The 19090-nt window shown below is 64.1% G+C and carries 15 protein-coding genes; 7 read left to right on the forward strand and 8 right to left on the reverse strand.

Translation table 11 applies throughout. The features are described from left to right. Nucleotides 1-1323: 1323 nt before the first annotated feature. From BJA_RS01490 to BJA_RS01515, 6 genes are all read right to left on the reverse strand, one after another. A complete protein-coding gene (locus BJA_RS01490; RefSeq protein ID WP_038966682.1) occupies nt 1324-2025 on the reverse strand; it encodes a hypothetical protein in 702 nt (233 codons plus the stop codon). A gap of 10 nt (nt 2026-2035) precedes the next feature. After that, nucleotides 2036-3307, reverse strand: coding sequence for an efflux RND transporter periplasmic adaptor subunit (locus BJA_RS01495; protein ID WP_011083132.1), 1272 nt, complete (start codon nt 3305-3307; stop codon nt 2036-2038). Beyond that, nucleotides 3304-6486, reverse strand: coding sequence for an efflux RND transporter permease subunit (locus BJA_RS01500; RefSeq protein WP_011083133.1), 3183 nt, complete (start codon nt 6484-6486; stop codon nt 3304-3306). The genes BJA_RS01495 and BJA_RS01500 overlap by 4 nt, the downstream gene beginning before the upstream one ends. A gap of 79 nt (nt 6487-6565) precedes the next feature. Continuing rightward, a complete protein-coding gene (gene rpoH, locus BJA_RS01505; protein ID WP_011083134.1) occupies nt 6566-7489 on the reverse strand; it encodes an RNA polymerase sigma factor RpoH in 924 nt (307 codons plus the stop codon). A 60-nt stretch (nt 7490-7549) separates the two neighbouring features. Further along, nucleotides 7550-8974, reverse strand: coding sequence for a HAMP domain-containing histidine kinase (locus tag BJA_RS01510; protein ID WP_011083135.1), 1425 nt, complete (start codon nt 8972-8974; stop codon nt 7550-7552). 9 nt (nt 8975-8983) lie between these two features. Beyond that, nucleotides 8984-9664 carry a response regulator transcription factor gene (locus BJA_RS01515; RefSeq protein ID WP_028175307.1) on the reverse strand — a complete coding sequence of 227 codons (681 nt, stop codon included), beginning with the start codon at nt 9662-9664 and terminating at the stop codon, nt 8984-8986. 490 nt (nt 9665-10154) lie between these two features. Between BJA_RS01515 and BJA_RS42760 the strand changes: the two genes are divergently transcribed. Beyond that, nucleotides 10155-10538 carry a hypothetical protein gene (locus BJA_RS42760; RefSeq protein WP_011083137.1) on the forward strand — a complete coding sequence of 128 codons (384 nt, stop codon included), beginning with the start codon at nt 10155-10157 and terminating at the stop codon, nt 10536-10538. A 149-nt stretch (nt 10539-10687) separates the two neighbouring features. Further along, the gene (locus BJA_RS01530) at nt 10688-11065 is read left to right on the forward strand and encodes a hypothetical protein (RefSeq protein ID WP_011083138.1); all 378 of its coding nucleotides are present in this window, start codon (nt 10688-10690) and stop codon (nt 11063-11065) included. Nucleotides 11066-11421: 356 nt separating this feature from the next. Here the strand turns inward: BJA_RS01530 and BJA_RS01535 are convergent, their stop codons facing one another. Further along, nucleotides 11422-12378: a MurR/RpiR family transcriptional regulator gene (locus tag BJA_RS01535; protein WP_011083139.1), complete on the reverse strand. Its 957-nt coding sequence runs from the start codon at nt 12376-12378 to the stop codon at nt 11422-11424. Between the two features lie 242 nt (nt 12379-12620). On the opposite strand from BJA_RS01535, the gene BJA_RS01540 reads away from it, so the two are divergent. The 5 genes from BJA_RS01540 (at nt 12621) to BJA_RS01560 (ending at nt 17974) form a co-directional block, all read left to right on the forward strand. Then, nucleotides 12621-14162, forward strand: coding sequence for an ABC transporter substrate-binding protein (locus tag BJA_RS01540; RefSeq protein ID WP_038966683.1), 1542 nt, complete (start codon nt 12621-12623; stop codon nt 14160-14162). Nucleotides 14163-14241: 79 nt separating this feature from the next. Then, nucleotides 14242-15186, forward strand: a complete 945-nt coding sequence (locus tag BJA_RS01545) for an ABC transporter permease (RefSeq protein ID WP_011083141.1) — start codon at nt 14242-14244, stop codon at nt 15184-15186. Between the two features lie 23 nt (nt 15187-15209). After that, nucleotides 15210-16043, forward strand: coding sequence for an ABC transporter permease (locus BJA_RS01550; RefSeq protein WP_231166612.1), 834 nt, complete (start codon nt 15210-15212; stop codon nt 16041-16043). A 3-nt stretch (nt 16044-16046) separates the two neighbouring features. Then, nucleotides 16047-17021, forward strand: coding sequence for an ABC transporter ATP-binding protein (locus BJA_RS01555; protein WP_011083143.1), 975 nt, complete (start codon nt 16047-16049; stop codon nt 17019-17021). Further along, nucleotides 17018-17974, forward strand: a complete 957-nt coding sequence (locus tag BJA_RS01560) for an ABC transporter ATP-binding protein (protein ID WP_011083144.1) — start codon at nt 17018-17020, stop codon at nt 17972-17974. Before BJA_RS01555 ends, BJA_RS01560 begins: the two co-directional genes overlap by 4 nt. A gap of 99 nt (nt 17975-18073) precedes the next feature. Here BJA_RS01560 and BJA_RS01565 read toward each other — a convergent pair whose 3' ends face one another. Next, nucleotides 18074-18952, reverse strand: coding sequence for a ferritin-like domain-containing protein (locus BJA_RS01565; RefSeq protein WP_038966686.1), 879 nt, complete (start codon nt 18950-18952; stop codon nt 18074-18076). Nucleotides 18953-19090: the final 138 nt, after the last annotated feature.

Genomic DNA, 19090 nt, shown 5'->3' on the forward strand with positions numbered 1-19090 from the left:
CTGTCCTTCGTGGAATGCTCAACGCGGATCGAGCACGCTCTTGCGCATTTCAGCCCCGGGTTCACCTGCGTTCCGAAGCTCAAGGCGCAGCTCTATGTCGCGCTGGGATTCGCACTCCTCAACACCACGGGGTCGGCCGATCGCATGAAGGCGGCGCTGAGCATCGGTCTCGCGCTCGCCGAGGAATTGTCCGATCTCGAGCTTCAGCTCAAGGCGGTCTGGACCTTGTGGAGCTATAACCTCAACTCGGGCCAATATGCCGCGGCCAAGGACGTCGGCGAACGCTACCTCGAGATCGCGCTGCGCACCGGAAATCCCGCCAACGAGGCGGTAGGCCGTCGCCTGATTGGCGCTGCCGCCCATTTCTTCGGCGCGCAGGAGGTTGCACGGCGCGAGCTGACCTTGTCCCTGGACGATTCGGCCCACGGATTGAGCGGCGGCACGAACCTGATGTGGTTCCTGCTGAATCAGAGCGTTCTTGCCAAGGCGATGTTGGCTCGCGTGCTGCTGTTGCAGGGAAAGATCGCCCAGAGCAGATCGCTGGCCGCCGAGTGCCTCCAGGACGCCGAGCGTGAGAAGGACAAGCTTGCGATCGCCTACGCGCTCCGGAACGCCGTCTGCCCGATCGCGCTGATGACGCATGATCTCGCCGCCGCCGATCAGGCAATATCCTCCCTTCTCGAGCTCGTCACACGCGAAGGAATAGCTTTCTGGACGAGCTGGACGTCTTGCCTGAAGGGGCAGCTGTTGGTTTTGCAAGGCAACCATGACGACGGAATAGCGCTGCTGCGTAGTGGCCTGAAAGCGCGGACCGAGAACGGATGGCTGATGCGCAATCCCGAGTTTCTCGGATCGCTCGCCGAAGGCCTGCTCGCGAGCGGCGAGGCTGCGCAGGCCCTGGCCGCGGTGGAAGAGGCCTTGTCCATCTCGCGGCAAGGCCGGCAATTGTGGTGCCTTGCGGACCTGCTGAGGATAAAGGCTGAAATTCTTCTGGCCAATGGCCCATCCGAACTCTCGCGATCCGAATTGCTGTTCGCCGAGGGACTATCCGTGGCCCGAGAGCAGCAATGCAGCTTCTACGAGCTGAAGGTTGCGGCGGCCTGGGCAAGGATCATGGCGAAGTCGAACCGTCAGCAGACGGCACTTGATCTCGTTGGTCCGGTCAGCGCTCTGTTCGATCAGGAGATCGATCTTCCCGCACTCACGTTTGCTCGCGCTCTGGCTGAAATACCGGGCATCTCGCTTTCGACATACGACGGCGAGCGGCCCCCGTCTTGCACCTGCCACTAGGTTGCGATGACGCTTGAGGCCTGCAATTTCGCCTCAGCATCCCGGTGGCAGGATCGGCGACACGCCCGGCGTTGGCGCTGCACCCGAGGCGTTGGCCGGCAACACCGTCGCGGGCTGCGCCAGATTCATCGAAACCCCTTCCGCGCAAGCCGAGCTGTTCGGGCTGGGTACGACGGCGGCGTTCGGGTCGATGCCCGTGCCGCCGGCGCCGCTGGTATCCGCCAGGATCGTGCCGGGCGCGGGGCTTGCAGGCACCTGCGGAATCGAAAGCGGCAGAGATGCCGCGCTCGTCACCTGCCCTCCGGGCGTTGAGCTGCATGCCACTGTCGCACCTGTTCCCGCCGGCGCGGCCGTGGAGATTGTCCCGATGGAGCTGCCGTTCTGTCCCGTGACCGGCAGGATCGGGGCCGCGATGCCCGATGTCGAAAGGCCAGTGCTCGATACGGTCGGTGTCGCCGGCAACGGCGTTGGCGAGGTCGCCGGCGGAGCACAGACGACCACCGTCCCGGGCGTCGTCGGATCCGAGGCGAGCGGAACCGGCGCCAGCGTCGTATCCGGAACGCCCGGCACGGTCGTTGCCGAAAACGGCCCCGGACTGTTGAGCGGCGAGATCACGATCGCGCCCGGCACTGTCGGCAGATCCATTGCCGTGCTGCCGGTCGTTGCGATCTGTGCCTGGCCCGGAGAGATGCCGAGCAGCAGAGCCATCGCCGTTGCGAACGCGATCCGCATCATCTTTGGTGCCCTAACTCACTTCGCTCTTGCGAACCGTGACCTTGCTGCCCTCTGCCAGATTGACCGCGGGATTGAGCACGACCTGATCGCCGGGCTGCACGCCGTCGCGCACTTCCACCGTGGTGCCGAAATCCCTGGAGATCGAGACCTGCTGAAAATGAACCGTACCATTCCGCACGACCGCGACATGGAGGCCGTTCTGATCGAAGACGAGCGCATCGGACGGGATCGTCGTCGAGGGCGTCCTGCGCGGGATCGATAATTCGACCGTGCAATAGATGCCGGGACTGAGCAGGCCATCGGGGTTGGGCACGTCGATCTCGGTCAGCAACGTCCGGCTCCCCGGCTGCAGCGCGGTCGCGATCCGCGTGACCTTGCCCGCAAACGTCCGCCCCGGAATCTCGGGAACGCGGATATCCGAGTCGACGCCCGGAGCAACGCCGAAAGCCTCGTCCTGCGGCACGAAGACCTGGGTTCGGATGACATTGGAATGCATCATCGTGAACATGAAGGTGGAGCCGGCCTGCACTAGGCTGCCATTGTCCACGTTGCGCTGCGTGACCACGCCGTCGAACGGCGCCACCACGCGCTGGTAGGACTTCTCCTGCTGGAGCACGCGAATCTGCGCCTCTTGCGCCGCGATGTTCGACTGCGCGACGCCCACCGCGCCCTGCTGTGCGCGCAGGGTAAGACGATCGTTATCGCCCTGTTGCGCCGTCAACCAGCCCTGCTTGACGAGATTGCTGTCGCGCGAATTGGTGACGTCGGCCAGTTCTCGGCTCGCTTGCGCTTGCTGAAGTGCGGCCTGGTCCTGCGCGAGCGTCGCCTGCGCCTGCGCGATCTGCTGGTCCAGCTCGGGAGCGGTGATTTCCACGAGGAGATCGCCCTTCTTCACTCGATCGCCGATGTCGACGTAGCGCTTCTCGATATAGCCGCTGGTCCGCGCAAAGATGTTGGCAGCCTCGAACGCGGTCGTCGTCGCCGGCAAGGTGACCTTCATGAGGTCGCCGCTAGCCTGGACCGTCGCCACGCGAACTTCCGGAACGTTGGTCCGAACCTGCTCTGCCACTGCGGCGACCTCACGCGCGGCCTCATAGTGCCGCCAGCCGCCGATGCCCAGACCGCCCGCAAGTAGCAGGAGCACGCCTCCCCCGAGCAGCGGACCACCGTAACGGCGCTTGGATCGTGCGACCTTGCCCGGCAGCTCCACGATCCTGAGGCTCTCCGCTCCGGGGCGGTCTGCTGCCTCGTCGTCATCGGACCGTTCGCGAACATCACTCATTCCGGTTGCTCCTCGAATACGCCGTGGCGGGGCTTGCCGTCGTTGCCCTTGCGCAGCATGGCGAAGAGATAAGGCACGATCAGCAAGGTGGTCGGAGTTGCGAACAGCAGGCCGCCGATGACCGCCCGCGCGAGCGCTGCATTTTGCTCCTCACCCGGCCCGCCGATCGCCATCGGGATCATGCCCACGATCATCGCCGCCGCGGTCATCAGCACCGGCCGGATCCTCGTCCGGCCCGCGCTCAGCGCCGCCTGGAAGGCGGAATGTCCCTTCAACTGCTCGTCCCGCGCGAACGTCACGAGCAGGATGGAATTTGCGGAGGCAACGCCGACCGCCATGATGGCTCCCATCAGCGAGGGCACGTTCAGCGTGGTCCCGGTGACGAACAGCATCGTCACGATGCCGCAGAATGTCGCCGGCAGCGCCATGATGACGACGAAGGGATCTCCGAAATTCTGGTAGTTCACGACCATCAGCAGGTAGACGAGAATCGCCGCGAACAGCAGTCCAATCCCGAGATCGCGGAACGACTGATGCATGCTCTGGATCTGTCCCAGAACCTGGATCGAATTGCCGGGCTGCAGTTGCTTCTGAAGGGTGGACGTCACCTTGTCGATATCGGACGCGACGCTGCCGAGATCGCGGCCCTGGACGCTCGCATAGACGTCGAACACCGGCTGGACATTGGCCTGGTTCAAATTGGTCGGAACGGTGCCCCGCTTGAAGGTGGCGACATTGCTGAGGAGGCCAGGCACCGTCTGCCCGCTTGCGGCGAGCGATGCCGACACCGGCGTGTTGCCCAGGGAGTTCAGCGAGTTGGCCCTGTATTCGGGTGTCTGCACGGCCAGGTAATAGGGGATGCCTGACGTCGGATCAGTCCAGAAATTCGGCGAGACCTGCGCGGACGAACTGAGGCTGACATTGATATTGGTCGCCACCGTGCTCGCATTGAGACCCAATTGCGCGGCGCGAGTGCGGTCGATATCGGCGTAGAACGCGGGAGCATCGACCTCCTGCTGCAGATGCGCGTCGACGACACCGGGGATCGCCGCAAGACTCTTCTGCAGCTCCTTGGCCACGGCCAGGTTGTTGCTGCCGTAACCGACGGTGCGGACATCGATCTGCGCCGGGAGACCGAAGTTCAGGATTTGCGTGACGATATCGGCCGCCTGGAAATAGAACGTGTCCTCCGGAAATGCCGACGGCAGCACCTGCCGCAGCTTCCTGATGTAGTCCGCAGTCGGCTTGTGCCCGTCCTTCAGCGATACGAGAATGGTGCCGTCGTTCACCCCGATCGTGGAGCCGTCGGTGAATGCGAGATTGTAGGGCCGCGCCGGGAGGCCGATATTGTCGACGATCAGCGCCCGGTCGCGCTTCGGAATAACTTCGCGGATCTTGTCCTCGACCGCCTGGAAGATCGCTTCCGTCCGCTCGATGCGCGTGCCCGCGGGCGCGCGAACATGGAGCTGGATCTGGCCGCCGTCGATCAGGGGATAGAAATCCCTTCCGACATAGACGAACATGGTGGCTCCGAGCGCCAGCACCAGCACGGCGACGACGGGCACGATGACGCGACGACGCAACAATGTCAGCAGGAGATCGGAATAGCCGTCGCGCAGGTGCTCGAACCCGCGCTCGAACGCGGCGGAGGCGCGCGCGAATATGTTCGACGATCGCTCGCCCTCGCCATGACGCCGCTCGCCCTTCAGCAGCAGGCCGATAGTGATCGGCGTGAGCGTCCGCGACAATCCGTACGACGCCAGCATCGCGAACACCACGGCGAGGCCAAGCGGCGTGAACAAATATTTGGCCGGGCCTTCCAGAAATACGACCGAGGTGAACACGCAACTGATCGCGAGCGTGGAGACCAACGTCGGAATAGCGATCTCGGCGGCTCCGTGCAGGGTCGCTTCCGACAACGGCATGCCCTCTTCGGTCCAGAGCCGGTGCGTGTTCTCGATCGTCACCGTCGAATCGTCCACAAGGATACCGACCGCGAGGGCAAGCCCGCCGAGCGTCATCGTGTTGAGGGTCTCGCCGAGAAAATACAGGACGACCAGCGAGGACAGCATCGCCAGCGGGATCGAGATCAGGACAACCAGCGTCGATCGCCAAGACCCCAGAAACACCAGGATCATCAGCGCCGTCAGGCCGGCCGCGATCGCTCCTTCGCGCAGCACGCCATTGACCGAATGGGTGACGAATATCGACTGATCGAACAACTCGTTGATCTTCAGCCCCGCCGGGGCCGACGCGCGGATCGACGTCAAGGCCGCCTTCACGCCGTTGACGACGGCGAGGGTAGAGGCGTTCCCGTTCTTGATGACGCTGAGCAAAACGGCCCGGTGGCCATCCTCGCGGACGATATTCTGCTGGACCTGGGCACCGTCGCGGACCTGGGCGACGTCCTTCAGGAAGATCGTGGCCCCGTTGGCGAACTTGACCGGGATCATGTTGAGATCCTGGATCGTGGCCGGCGTTGCGTTGGTTCGAACGGTGTACTGGGTGTCGCCGATCTTCGTCGTGCCGGTCGGCAGCGTCAGATTCTGGGTGTTGACCGCATTGACGATGTCGAGCGGCGTCAATCCGCGCGACAGCAGCTTGTTCGGATCGATATCGACCATGATCTGCCGGTATTTGCCGCCGGCAGGCGTGGGAAGGGTCACGCCCGGAACGGGAGCCAGTTGCTGGCGGACCCGGTAGATGCCGAAATCGTAGAGTTGCTGCTCGTTCAGGCTGTTTGACTCGAGGCTGAGCTGGAGCACCGGGACGCTCGAGGCATTGAACTGCACGATGATCGGCGGCTGGATGCCCGGCGGCATCAGGGCACGGATGGCATTGGTCGCCGAGACGATCTGTGAGATCGCGAGATCGAGATTGACGTCCGGCTGAAAGTAGATCTTCTGAACCGAAAGGCCGTTGAGGGTCTGTGCTTCGATATTCTTGATTCCGGTGACGTTGGCGCTGATCGAATATTGGCTGTAGGTGCTGACGCGCTGCTCCATCTCCGGCGTCGAGAGGCCAGTGTAGCTCCAGATGACCGTGACAACGGGGATCCGAATCTCCGGGAAAATATCCGTCGGCATCGACCGGATCGCGATCCCGCCGAGAAACAGGATCAGCGCGGCAAGCACATAAAATGTGTGCGGAAGCCGTAGTGCGAAGCGAACAATTCCCATGGTGGTCTGCCTGGAGCGAGGGACGCGGGATCTTCGGACAGGTGAGGACGGTCGGAGCTCCGTTCAAATGAAAACGAATTCAGACGTTGCATACGGCGGCGCGTGGCGCATCCTGCGCGGCGAGCATCACGGCCCGCTTGACCTTGGCAAAGGCACGAATCTCGATCTGTCGAACCCGTTCGCTGGAGATGGACAATTCGCGGGCCAACTGATCGAGCGTCACAGGGCATTCCGTCAGTCGCCGCGCCTCGAAGACATGACGTTCCCGCGCCGCAAGCCCGCCCAGCGCAACCCGCAAGGCTTTGGCACGCCGCTCCGTCTGCTCGTGATCGGCGAGCATCGTCTCGGCGTCGACCGCCCCATCGACCAGCAAGGCTTCCAGCTCGGTTCCGCTTTCCTCGCCACCGACGCGCGCGTTCAGCGACATGTCGCCATTGAGCCGCGCATCCATCTCGATCACCTCACGCGCGGTCACATCGAGCTTCCCGGCGATCAATTCGGCGACGTCAGGCGTGAGCCCTGACATCACGCTGCCGGTGGCTTTCCTGATCTCGCTGCGGAGCTTGAAGAACAGCTTCTTCTGCGCAGCCGTCGTCCCGATCTTGACCAGGGACCAGGAGCGCAGGATGTACTCGTGAATGGCGGCCTTGATCCACCAGATCGCATAGGTGGAGAAACGCGCGCCGCGGCCGGGCTCGAAGCGTGACGCTGCGATGACGAGGCCGAGATTCGCTTCCGCGATCAGGTCGACCATCGGAAGTCCGTATCCCTTGTAGCCGCGCGCCAGCTTGGCGGCGAGCCGGAGATGGCTGGTGACGAGCGCGTCGGCTGCGCCGCGGTCTCGTGTCTCGTGCCAGCGACGTGCCAGCTGCTGCTCCTGACCTGGCTCGAGCAGTTCGTAGCGTCTGATGGCCGCGGAATACGCGCTGAGGAACGGTGCCGATACCGCTGCGCCCGCAGCGGCGACGGAAGCACTCCTCGCAACTTCGTGGCTAGTCTGCATCTGTCACTCCCACACTCCAGGCCGGCTGATCGATCTCGAAGGCATTGCGCATCATTTGGCTCATCCCATCAGGTCGGCGTCTGCGTGCCGCAATGTCCGGGACCGGCAGGTGGCGGCCTTGTCCGCCCGTCCGGTCCAGGCGAGGATCTCGATCCGCCCTCCGGGCGCGGGACCGACGATCAGCCGGAAGCCATGCAGCTTGACGATGGCGGCCACCAGGCTCAGCCCCAGCCCGACGCCCGGCGTGTTGCGCATCTTGTCGGAGCGATAGAACCGCCGCAGCACCGCCTCTCGCTCCTGCTCGCGGATGCCGGGGCCTGTGTCGCTGACGCGCACGAGCGCCGTGCCGTCCTCCGCTTCCAGCGCGAGCTCCACCCGTCCGCCCGATGGCGTGAACTTGACGGCATTGTCCACGAGATTGGCGACCGCCTCGAACAGCAGGTCCCGGTCGCCCCACACCTGCACATTGCGCTCGATGACGACACCGAGGGCGATGCGCTTGTCCTCGGCGATGGGTTCGTAGACGTCGCACACTTCCCGCAGGATCTCGTCGAGCGCGACCTCGCCAAAGCCGGCCATGCGGCGATTGTTCTCGATCTCGGTCAGACGCAGCAGGGCGGTGACGATCGCGAGCGACTGGTCGATGCCGGCGATCGCCTTGTCGGTAATCTCCTGGAGGTCCTCCAGCGTTGCCGCATGCGTGCGCCCGCGCTCCAGCGCCAGGCGGACGCGCGTGAGCGGCGTCCTGAGATCATGGGCGATGTCGTTGCCGACGCCGGCGAGCGCGTTGATCATCGTCTCCATCTCGTCGAGCATGCCGTTGACGATCCCGGCCAGCCGCGCGAATGGATCGTCCGTTCCGCCCTCCGGGAGCCGCTCGCGCAGCTCGCCGGCCACGATGCGCTGGACCCGTTGGTTCACCTCCTCCACGCGTCTCTGGGCGCGGATGCTCAGCCAGGCGCCAGCCAGCAGACAGAGGCTGAAGGCCGGCAGCAAGCCCAGGGCCAGCGCCTGCCCCACCACGCTCGATATCTCGCGCGTCTCATCGACGTTCCGTCCCATCACCAAGACATCGCCGCCATCGAGACGTCTGCCGACCGCCCTGACGACCGGAACGTGGGCTGCCGGCTTTTCGAACAGGTCGAGCCGCACGCCCTGCACCGCGCCATCAAGCCCCAGCTCGCGCGGCAAATGGTCGATGTTGCCGGCCAGCCTCGTGCCAGCGGCATCGAACAGTCCCGCGTATTGCACGCCCCTGGAATCCTGCCCGAGATGATCCGCGATCGCGCTGATGCGGCGGGCCGGCGGCAGGTCTGCGATGAAGTGAATCCGTGTGGTGATCATGCGATCGGATCGCGCGACCAGATAGTCGTCGAGCTTCCAGTAGATGAACGCGAACAGGCCGACCACGAACAGCGCGAAGGCGGCCGCCACGGCCAGGGCCCAGAGGAACGTGCTGGAGCGGATCAGCTGGCTCTGGTGCATCTCGCGCCCCTATAGCCGCGAACGCAGAACGAAGCCGGAGCCTCGGACGTTGTGGATCAGCTGCACCTCTCCGGGACCGTCGACCTTGTGTCGGAGCCGACCCATATGCACATCGATCAGGTTCGTGGTCGCCGGGACGAACTTGTAATTCCAGACCTCCTCGAGCAGCATCGCGCGCGTCAGCAGCTGATCGTTCCGGCGCATCATGTATTCGAGCAGGCGGAATTCGCGCGGCAACAGTTCGAGCTCGCGCTCGCCGCGTCGCGCGGTCCGCTCGATCAGGTCGATCTCGAGCGGCCCGACATGCAGGATGGTTTCGCGGCTGTCGGTCGGACGGCGCAGCAGCGCCTCGATCCGCGCGACCAGCTCGATGATCGCGAACGGCTTTGTGAGATAATCATCTCCGCCCATGCGTAATCCGCGCACCCGGTCGTCAACCGCGCCGAGCGCGCTCAGGACCAGCACGGGCGTCCTGACCTGGTCCTTGCGTAGCGCCTCGATGACGGCCAGCCCGTCCATTCCCGGCAGCATGCGATCGACGATCATGGCATCAGGGCTCGATGTGCGCGCGCGGTCGAGACCGTCGACGCCGTCGCCGGCCCATTGCACCTCGAACCCGCGATCGGCGAGCTCGGCGACAATTGCCTCGGCGGTCTCGGCGTCGTCCTCGATCAGGAGAATCCGGTTCATGATCCTCGTTCCGCGTTCCGCACGCCGTTTCGGCGCGCGGTGAGGAAGCGAGGGTTCAGCGGCACGCGGTCTCATGCTCAATGCCCGCCCGCGTCGAACGCGCGGCCCTGATGCCGCCTGACGCCGGCCACTCGCTGCGGTACAGGATAGGCTCGCGTCGCATGGGGCACCATTGAATTGCAATTCATGGTGCGGACCGCGCGCCTCGCGAGCAGCGCCAGTGCAAGGGCGATGCGTGTTGCCAATGTCGTGATCATCTTCCGGGCTCCGCTGCCAACTGCGCTGATCGAACATATGCCGTCAACGCACGCGCTGTAGTTTCAGGGGCCACGGATGTTATGCATTCGCACGATCGTGGTTGCGACGCCGCATCGGGTCACGGGCGGTTGAACTGCGGTGAGCAAATCGTGCGTTTGAATCGCGACTGATCGTTCACACGTCGATGACGAGCCGGCTTGGTTCGGCCTGATGTCATCAATGGAGAGAGCGAATGACCACGTCCAAACTGTTGTCGATGGGATTGATCGCAGCCGCCATGCTGGGCGGCCCCGTCATGGCGCGCGAGCACCATCGCGTCGTGCAGCAGCCCGCGGTGGAAGCCGATACGGTCGCGACGAGCGCGCCATTCTATCCGGGCGAACGCGCCTGCATTCCGGCACCGCGCGTCGGCGCCTTTGCCACCGCGCCGTGGACCGGCAACAACGTGCCTTGCGAGCCGGCACGGGCAGCTTCTGATTGCACCAACGCGGCCGGCCGGATGGCTCCGCCGGGCGCTTCACATCGAATGACAGGGAGCGGGCTGTTCGATTCAGCCCGCTCTCTTGCGTGCGTTGCCACCACGCGCGGCGCGTTCACCTTCGCGCGCGGCGCCTGATGTCTGACGCGGAATTCAGTTGGATTGCCGCGCGGCGCACCTACCTCTCCTGCATCACACGCCCGGTCACCAGCAGCCTCGCGCGCACAGCACGATCCGGCAGCGGGCCTCAGGGATGACCGGGCAGCTCAACACGAGAGGAGTTTTCCATGAAACGAGCCATCATGATTCTGGCAACAGCAGCGCTCGCCTCGACGCTCGCCATCGGCGCGGCCGACGCGCACGGTGGAGGAGGTGGAGGTGGCGGCCACGGCGGCTTTGGCGGTGGCGGCTTCGGCGGTGGACATGCGGGCTTTGGCGGCGGCGCGCATTTCGGCAGCATGGGGCATGAGGGCGGCTTCGGCGGCGGCGCCCGGTTCGGCGGCGAGCACCTCGGCTTCGGCGGTCATGCCGACGGTCTCCGCCAGCACGCGTTTCACCACTTCGGCCGCTACCGGCCCGGATATGGATTCTACGGCGCCTATCCGGATTGCTATGATTGGTACGAGTTGCATCCCAACCAGCCGTTGCCGCTGAGCTGCAGCTAGCCCCAACCGCTCAACAGCCATCGGCCCGGACTGACCAAGGCGTATTGCCGTCGTCGTCAAAGATAAAGGCGACGAAACGCGTCGTACCCTTGCGAAGCCAAGATGCTCTCTCGAGAGCATCTTGGCTACCGAACGACTAACAGACTCAATGTTTTCCATGCCGTTCCAACACGAGCCCACTGTTACAGGCTTGAGTTCTACCGGCTCGCTCCAAAATGACGACCGCTCTGATCGCGCAGATTGTCCGATTTGCTCGTCCCGACATCCAAATCTACGACGCGCACGTTTGAGCAAGGGCCCGAGCCTGCGCTGAGAGCGTCAGCAGCGCAACAGTTGGCATGTGCCGGCATCGCGCTTCAGTCGCCGAGCGGCCCATTTGAATTTCCGTCCGTCCCCTTCAGCAACTCGTATTTGATCCGTCGCATCCGTGTCTGGGCTTCGAGCGGCTTGCAATAGGCCGTCGACGCGGCGAGCAGATCGATGGCCGCGAGAAGGGCATAGCGCGACGCGGTCGGCTTGAGCGCATCGGGCGCTTCGGGCACGTGCACCCCGAGCGCAATATCGGCGATTGAGGCCAGCCTGCTTTGCGGCCTGGTAATCGCGACGACCAGGGCGCCGTATTGCTTGGCGATACCGGCTGCCTCGATCACCTCGCTCGCTGCACCCGTGGTCGAGATGGCGACGACGACATCCTCCTCGCCAAGGGTCGCCGCGATCATGCGCATCAAGCTCGGGTCGGAGGTGTGAGAGACGGCGATCCCGAGACGAAAGAAGCGATTCTGGACCTCCATCGCCGCAAGGGTCGAGCCGCCGCCCACGCCGAAGGCTGCAAGTTTCGAACAGCGCGAGATGGCTTCGGCAGCCCTCTCGATGTCCTCCTTCCGTAGTCCCTCTTCGGCAGCAGCGATTGCGCGACGAATTTCCTGGAACACCGACCGCCAGAGAGCGGGGCGCGCCAGATCCGTGCCGACATGCGGGGGCAGCTCAACGTAAATCCGCCCAACCGCCATGGCTTGAGCCAGCCTCACCTTGAGGTCACGGACGCCGCGACAGCCGACGGAGCGACTGAACCTGGTCACTGTCGGCTCACTGACACGCGCGCTGCGAGCCAGCTCCGCATTGCTCGCGTGAATGGCAAACTCGACGTCGGCCAGCAGCGCCATGGCAACACGCTGCTCCGAGGGGCTGAGACTCGGAGCACTCTGTCTGATGACAGAGATGATGTCGCCGGCCACGAACGCGTCGCGACGCGACGGGGTCGAGACTGCCGTCCCCGCGGCTTTCGCCGGGTGAATTCGCTTCGCACGCGGCATGCGCGCCCTTCCTCAAGTCGGATTAACCTGCGCCCTTGACCAGGAGATCGTCGTAAGAAACCTTCAGCCTCGATCAATCCACGTATCGACAGATCGGCAGTCTACCGCAATTTTCTACTTGAAACTTAGCATATTCTGTATGTAACTTTCAAACAAACGATAACGCGCCGCCGGGTCAACGCCTGAGGGCGCATCCCCTGCAGGTGAAGGCAGGCGGCTGAAACAAGGTGGGAGGGGCGATCATGAGATGCGACCTCAGTGTCTTGATGCGCGGCGCCGTTGGGATCGCCACCGCATTGTTTCTCAATGCACAGGCCAGCGCGGCCACCCTGCTTCGCGAAGCCACCATCGGCGAACCGCCGCCACTTGACGTCATGCTGACGACTGCCGACGTCGCATCGGTCATCGGCCGCCACATCTTCGAAACACTGTATGCGCTGGACTCGGCCTATACGCCGCGCCCGATGCTGGCCGAGAGCGATCGCGAGGAAGACGGCGGCAAGACCATCGTCATCAAGCTCCGCGAAGGCGTTCCCTTCCACAACGGCAAGGAGATGACCGCCAGGGACGTGGCCGCCTCGCTGACGCGGTGGGGCAACTTCGGTGCGCGCGGCAAGCTCCTGATGGCCGCAGCCACGTCGGTCGAAGCGACGGGAAAGTACGAAGTCACGCTGAAATTGTCCGCGCCGAACGGCGCCTGGAAGAATCTCATTGCGGACGTCAATGGTGGCCTTGCGATCTATCCGGAAGAAATCGCCGCCAATGCCGGCAACCGGCCGATCGAGCAGAAGGACTATATCGGCACCGGGCCTTACAAGTTCGTGGAGTGGCGGCCGAACCGCTATGTCGAGGTGGAGAAATTCGATGGCTACAAGCCGGTGAAGGAAAAGGGCGACGGGTTCGCCGGCGCCCGCATCGCCATCTTCGACAAGATCCGGTTCATTCCGGTCCCGGACGTCGGCACCCGCGTGAGCGGCGTGCAAGCCGGCGACTACGACTATGCGGAAATGATCTCTGGCGATCTGTACGAGTCCCTGAGCAAGGACCAATCGGTCCAGGTGCAGCGTACGAACGCGTCGATCTTCGGCCTTTTCTTCATGAACTCGAAGCAGGGAATCCTGAAGGACAACTACAAGCTCCGCCGCGCCATCCAGACCGCGCTGGACAAGTCGCAGGCCCTGCGCGTCGCCTTCGGCTCCAAGGATCTGTGGAACGCCGAGGGATCGATCTTTCCCAAGGGCACGCCCTGGTACTCGGCGGAAGGCGTTTCCGGCTACAGCCCGCACGATCCAAAGAAGGCCAAGGAGCTCGCCAAGGAGGCGGACTACACGGGGACTCCGATCCGCCTTCTGGTCTCGACAAACTATCAGGCGCACTACGACGAAGCCTCCGTCTTCACTCGCCAACTGGCCGACGCCGGGATCAATGTTCAGATGATGGTCGTCGATTGGGCGACGCTTCTGAAGATGCGAGGCCAGCCGGAACAGTGGGACATCTTTGTCACCCACCATTCGTTCTCGCCCGATCCGCTGCTCCTCACGTTCCTGAATGCGAGTTATCCCGGGTGGTGGGACAGTCCCGAGATCAGTTCGCTTCGGGCCGAGCTGATCAAATCGACCGATCCGACCGCACGCAAGTCGACATGGGACAAGATCCAATCGCTGATCTACGATCAGGTGCCGGTCATGAAAGTAGGCGATGCCTACACCTATGACATCGCTTCTCCCAAGTTGAAGGGACTGAACCCGAACGGTCCCGTGTTCTGGAATGTGTCCACGAAGTAAGGACGGGCAATGAGACCGCTGGGAATGTCGAGCGCCGTCACCGGCGCGCATCATCGCCGCTGATCAGCCGCACAATCACATGTGGTCTTACGCACTCAAGCGCGCGGGAACGACGGCGGTGACGCTTCTGGCGGCGTCCGTTATCATCTTTGCCTTCATCCATATCGTTCCGGGCGATCCCATCTACGTCCTGCTCGGTGACACCGCGACCCCCGATCAGATCGACGCTCTGCGACACCAGCTCGGTCTCGATCAACCGATCATCCTGCAATATCTGACCTGGACCGGCCATGTGCTCGAGGGCAACCTCGGACGGTCGATCTTCTTCCAGGCGCCGGTGCTGTCGGTGATTGCCGACGGTGCCGAGACCAGCGCCTTGCTCGCCACCATGACGATGATCTGGGTTACGCTCATCGGCGTGCCGATCGGCATGATCGCGGCGGTTCGGCACGGCACCTGGCTCGACCAGGGGCTATCCGGCGCGGCGATGCTGATGGCCTCGATTCCCACGTTCTGGGTCGGGCTCTATTTGATCCTGATCTTTGCCGCGTGGCTTGGCTGGTTTCCGAGCTCCGGTTATCCATCGATCTTCGAAGGCGGGCTCGTCAATCTCCGCTATCTCGTCCTCCCGAGCCTGGCGCTTGCAGCGCCGAATGCCGCGCTGATTCTGCGGCTGACGCGCGCCAGCATGCTCGACGTCGCCCGCGAGGATTACGTGCGCACGGCGCGTGCAAAGGGCATCCGGCCCTGGCAGGTCGTGGTTCGGCACATCCTGCGCAACGCGCTCCTGGCGGTGGTCTCGGCATTCGGCTTCACCTTCGCGGCGCTGCTGTCCGAAGCGGTGGTGACCGAAACGGTGTTTGCCCTGCCGGGTATCGGCCGCCTCGTCGTACAGTCGATCCTCCGCCGGGACTATCCGGTGATCCAGGGCGTCATTCTGGTCATCGTCGTCGTGTATCTCCTGATCAACCTGATCGTCGATCTGAGTTATCGCCTGCTCGATCCGCGGGTCGAACTCCAATGAGCCGCGACGGTGCGACCCTTTGGTTGAAGCCATTCATCGCGCGCCCGATCGCACTGGTGGGGCTCGGCCTCCTCCTGGGGACCGTGCTTGCCGCGACTTTCGCGCCCTGGCTCGCACCTTACGATCCCTACGCCATCGACCCGTCGATCCGACTGACACCTCCGAACGCGCTTCATTGGTTCGGTACCGACCAATTTGGCCGGGACACCTTGTCACGCGTCATCCACTCGGCGCGCATGGCGCTCCTGATCGGTTCGGGCGTGGTCGTGTTCGCGCTTGCGACAGGCGTGCCGGTCGGCGTGCTGTCCGCCCTGTTTCCCCGGCTCGGTCACCTGTTGATGCGCATGATCGATGTGCTCATGGCATTCCCGAGCCTGCTGCTCGCACTCGGTCTGATCGTCGTCCTCGGCCCGAGCGTGGCCAATGCCATTCTGGCGATCGGGCTCGGCTACATGACGACGACGACGCGCATCGTTTACGGTCTGACGCTGCGCTTGCGCGTGGAGACCTATGTCGAGGCATCCCGCAGCATGGGCGCCGGAACGGCATGGCTCATCGGCAAGCACATCCTGCCGAACCTGATCTCTCCGCTTCTTGTGCAGGCCAGCTTCGTCTTCGCGTTCGCGCAGCTTGGCGCGGCATCGCTCGATTTCCTGGGCCTGGGCGCTCCGCCGGAGATTCCGAGCTGGGGCAACATGCTGGCGGAATCGCGCACCTTCATCACCCGAGCCCCGTGGCTGCTGTTCTTTCCGGGCATGATGATCGTGGCGACTGCATTTTCGCTCAACCTGGTCGGCGATGCACTGCGCGATCGTCTCGATCCCCGGTTCCGTCAGGTCTTTAGCGAGAAGGGCTAGATCGTGCTGTCCGTTCGCGACCTTACGGTGTCATTGGGCTCGGAGACCACACCGGTCGACATCGTCGCCGGCGTGTCCTTCGAACTTGGCAAGGGCGAAATCCTCGGCCTCGTCGGCGAATCCGGCTGCGGCAAGAGCATGACCTCGCTCGCGGTGATGGGATTGCTGCCGCAGCCCGGCCCGCGGATCCGGGCCGGCCGGGTCCTGCTGGAAGGCTGCGACGTGACGCAGCTGCAGCCCTGGCAGCGCGTCGAAGCGGGCCACGGCCGGATGGCAATGATCTTTCAGGAGCCGATGACCTCGCTTAACCCGGTTCGTCGGATCGGCGATCAGATCGCCGAAGCCGTGCGCGTGCATGATCGATCTTCCGGTCCCCCGGCGATCGCCCGGGCGCGCGAGCTGCTCGAGCTGGTGCGCATGCCAGATCCCGCAATGCAGCTCTCGGCGTATCCGCATCAATTGTCCGGCGGCCAGCGCCAGCGGGTCATGATCGCGATCGCGCTCGCCTGCCGGCCTCAGGTTCTGATCGCGGATGAACCGACCACGGCACTGGATGTCACCATCCAGGTGCAGGTTCTCGGGCTGCTGCGCGAGCTCTGCAACCGCCTCGACATGGCGATGTTGTTCATCACCCACGACATGGGGGTGATCGCGCAGCTCGCCGATCGTGTGTCGGTCATGTATGCGGGCCGGATCGTGGAGACCGCGGGCGTCGAAGCGTTGTTCGGCAGACCGCGCCACCACTACACGCGCGGACTGATGGACTGCATGCCGTCGCGGAATTCCGGCGCGCGCCGCCTGCCAACCATAGCGGGCCAGCCGCCGGCGCCCGGCACAGTCGGTGCCGGCTGCGTCTTTGCCTCGCGGTGCGCAGCAGTGCGCGAGTCGTGCCGCACGGCGGCCCCGCCGCGCGCGGAGGTTTCTCGAGGACACGAGGTGCTCTGCGCCTTCCCCCTGGACGGCGGGGAATCGCGATGAACGGAAACGCCGTCCTCGACATTCGGGATCTGAGAGTCTCCTTCAGCGTCAGGCGCGCCGGCCGAAAATATCAGGTGCGGGCGGTGGATGGTGTGTCGCTGTCGCTGGCAGAGGGTGAGGTGCTTGGGATCGTCGGCGAGTCAGGCTGTGGCAAGACCACGCTGGGCCGGTCCATCGTGGGGCTGGCCCGGCCCGACAGCGGCACCATCAGCTTCAAGGGAACGGACATGACGGGCGCCAGCCTTCGCAACATGCGCCTGAACATCCGGATGGTCTTCCAGGATCCCTATGCATCGCTCAACCCGCGGCGGTCGATCGGAGACTCGGTCGCGGAGGCTGGCGATATCAATGGTTTCTTCACCAGTCGCGCCGAGCGCAGCGCGGCGATCGCCACCACGCTGACGGCGGTCGGCCTGGATCCGTCTTTCGCCGCGCGCTATCCGTACGAACTGAGCGGCGGGCAGCGGCAACGGGCCGGCATCGCACGAACAATCCTTCCCTCACCGTCCATCGTGATCGCCGACGAGCCGGTCTCGGCCCTCGACGTGTCCGTGCAGGCCCAGGTGCTCAATCTGATGATGGATCTGCGTGAGCAGCTGAGACTGTCGATGCTGTTCATCTCCCACGACCTCGGCGTCATCGGACAAATCAGCAATCGCGTTGCGGTGATGTATATGGGGCGGATCGTGGAGCAGGCCGCAACGCGGACGGTTTTGGACGATCCGCGCCATCCCTATACACGTTCGCTGGTGGCGGCAATTCCGAAGCCGGACCCATCCAAGCGGATTCTCGGCGCGATCGAAACGGGTGAACCGCCAAGCCTCTTCAAGCGGCCAAGCGGCTGCGCCTACGCCCCACGTTGCCCGATAGCCAGCCATCGCTGCCTGGTCGACGTTCCCGAGCTTCGGTCTGCCGGCGCGGACGGTAGAGCAATTGCCTGCCATAACGCGTAGCCGGATTCGTGGGCCTGTCGGATCGACTTCGCGCGACCAGGAAACCGATGGCGTACGGCCAGGACCGGGCACGGAGACGAACGACGTCGCATTCAACCTTCACGCCACCGTCAACGAGCGCAACCACGCTAAGCGAGCGATGGCCCCTTCCGCCAATTCTTGTAGCAGCACGACCTGGGTTTGATCGCCGGCGCTTTCGGCGCTCTCCAGGTAGCCGTCGGCCAGCGCTTCCGAGATCGTCTCCGCGTCGCGCTGTTCGAGTGACACCGGGAATTTCCCGATGCCCTCGGCTTTCTCGGACATCTGCATCGTCTCTTCAACAAGCTCCCGTGTGCGGACCGCTGCAGCCCCGGCGAGACCGCGTTCCAAGTCGGCAAGCTGCGCTGCGAGACGGAGCTCCAGTGCGCGCGCATCGATCTGCATCACGGCCGAATCGTCGCGCCCCCTCCGTTCGGTTTGCTCATGCTCCTTATGGTAGGCGCGACGCCGTTCCTTCCTCAGTGTCGAGATATGTCCGAGTTCCTCACGCGCCATGGCTTCGGCGGCCTGCTTGATCTCCAAATCCCGGGAATAGGCGGCGACGTAGGACCAGAATGCGAAGGCGCGTTCCTCGTTGCGAACCGCCATGGCCAAAGCGCGGTAGGGGGTCGTCAGCCGGGAGGTTTCGATCTCCCTTGCCGTCTCGGCGTCGAAGGTTTCGGGCGCCTCCCATCGAACCAGTGCCGGATCCGGCGCCTTGCCGCGGCGCGATTGTGACCATCTTGCGACGCTGTCGACATGTTCGCGCTCAGCGGCGGCGAGGTTAGCGAAGACCTCGGCCAGGGCATCCTTGTTCTGCCGTCGCATCTCCTCCGCCAACGCGGAGTATCTTTTCGCAGCCTCCTCTTCCATGGCGTTGGCGAGAGCGAACAACTCGTCGAGCGACTCGAGCGTTCCGGCCGGCTCGCTCATCAGCAGCGAAGTTCGTAGCAACGGCATGACGAGATCCTCACGGAACAATTGGCGAGCTTGATCCAGCGCAAACACTCTTTCGGTTGACAGCGTAGCATCTATCCGATCAAGTTCCTGCGTCAACGGCGACTTCGGAAGAAATAGGAGCGCGCGGCCCGGTCGGTC

This window comes from Bradyrhizobium diazoefficiens USDA 110 (genome assembly GCF_000011365.1).
In the GTDB taxonomy this organism is placed as follows: Bacteria; Pseudomonadota; Alphaproteobacteria; order Rhizobiales; family Xanthobacteraceae; genus Bradyrhizobium; species Bradyrhizobium diazoefficiens.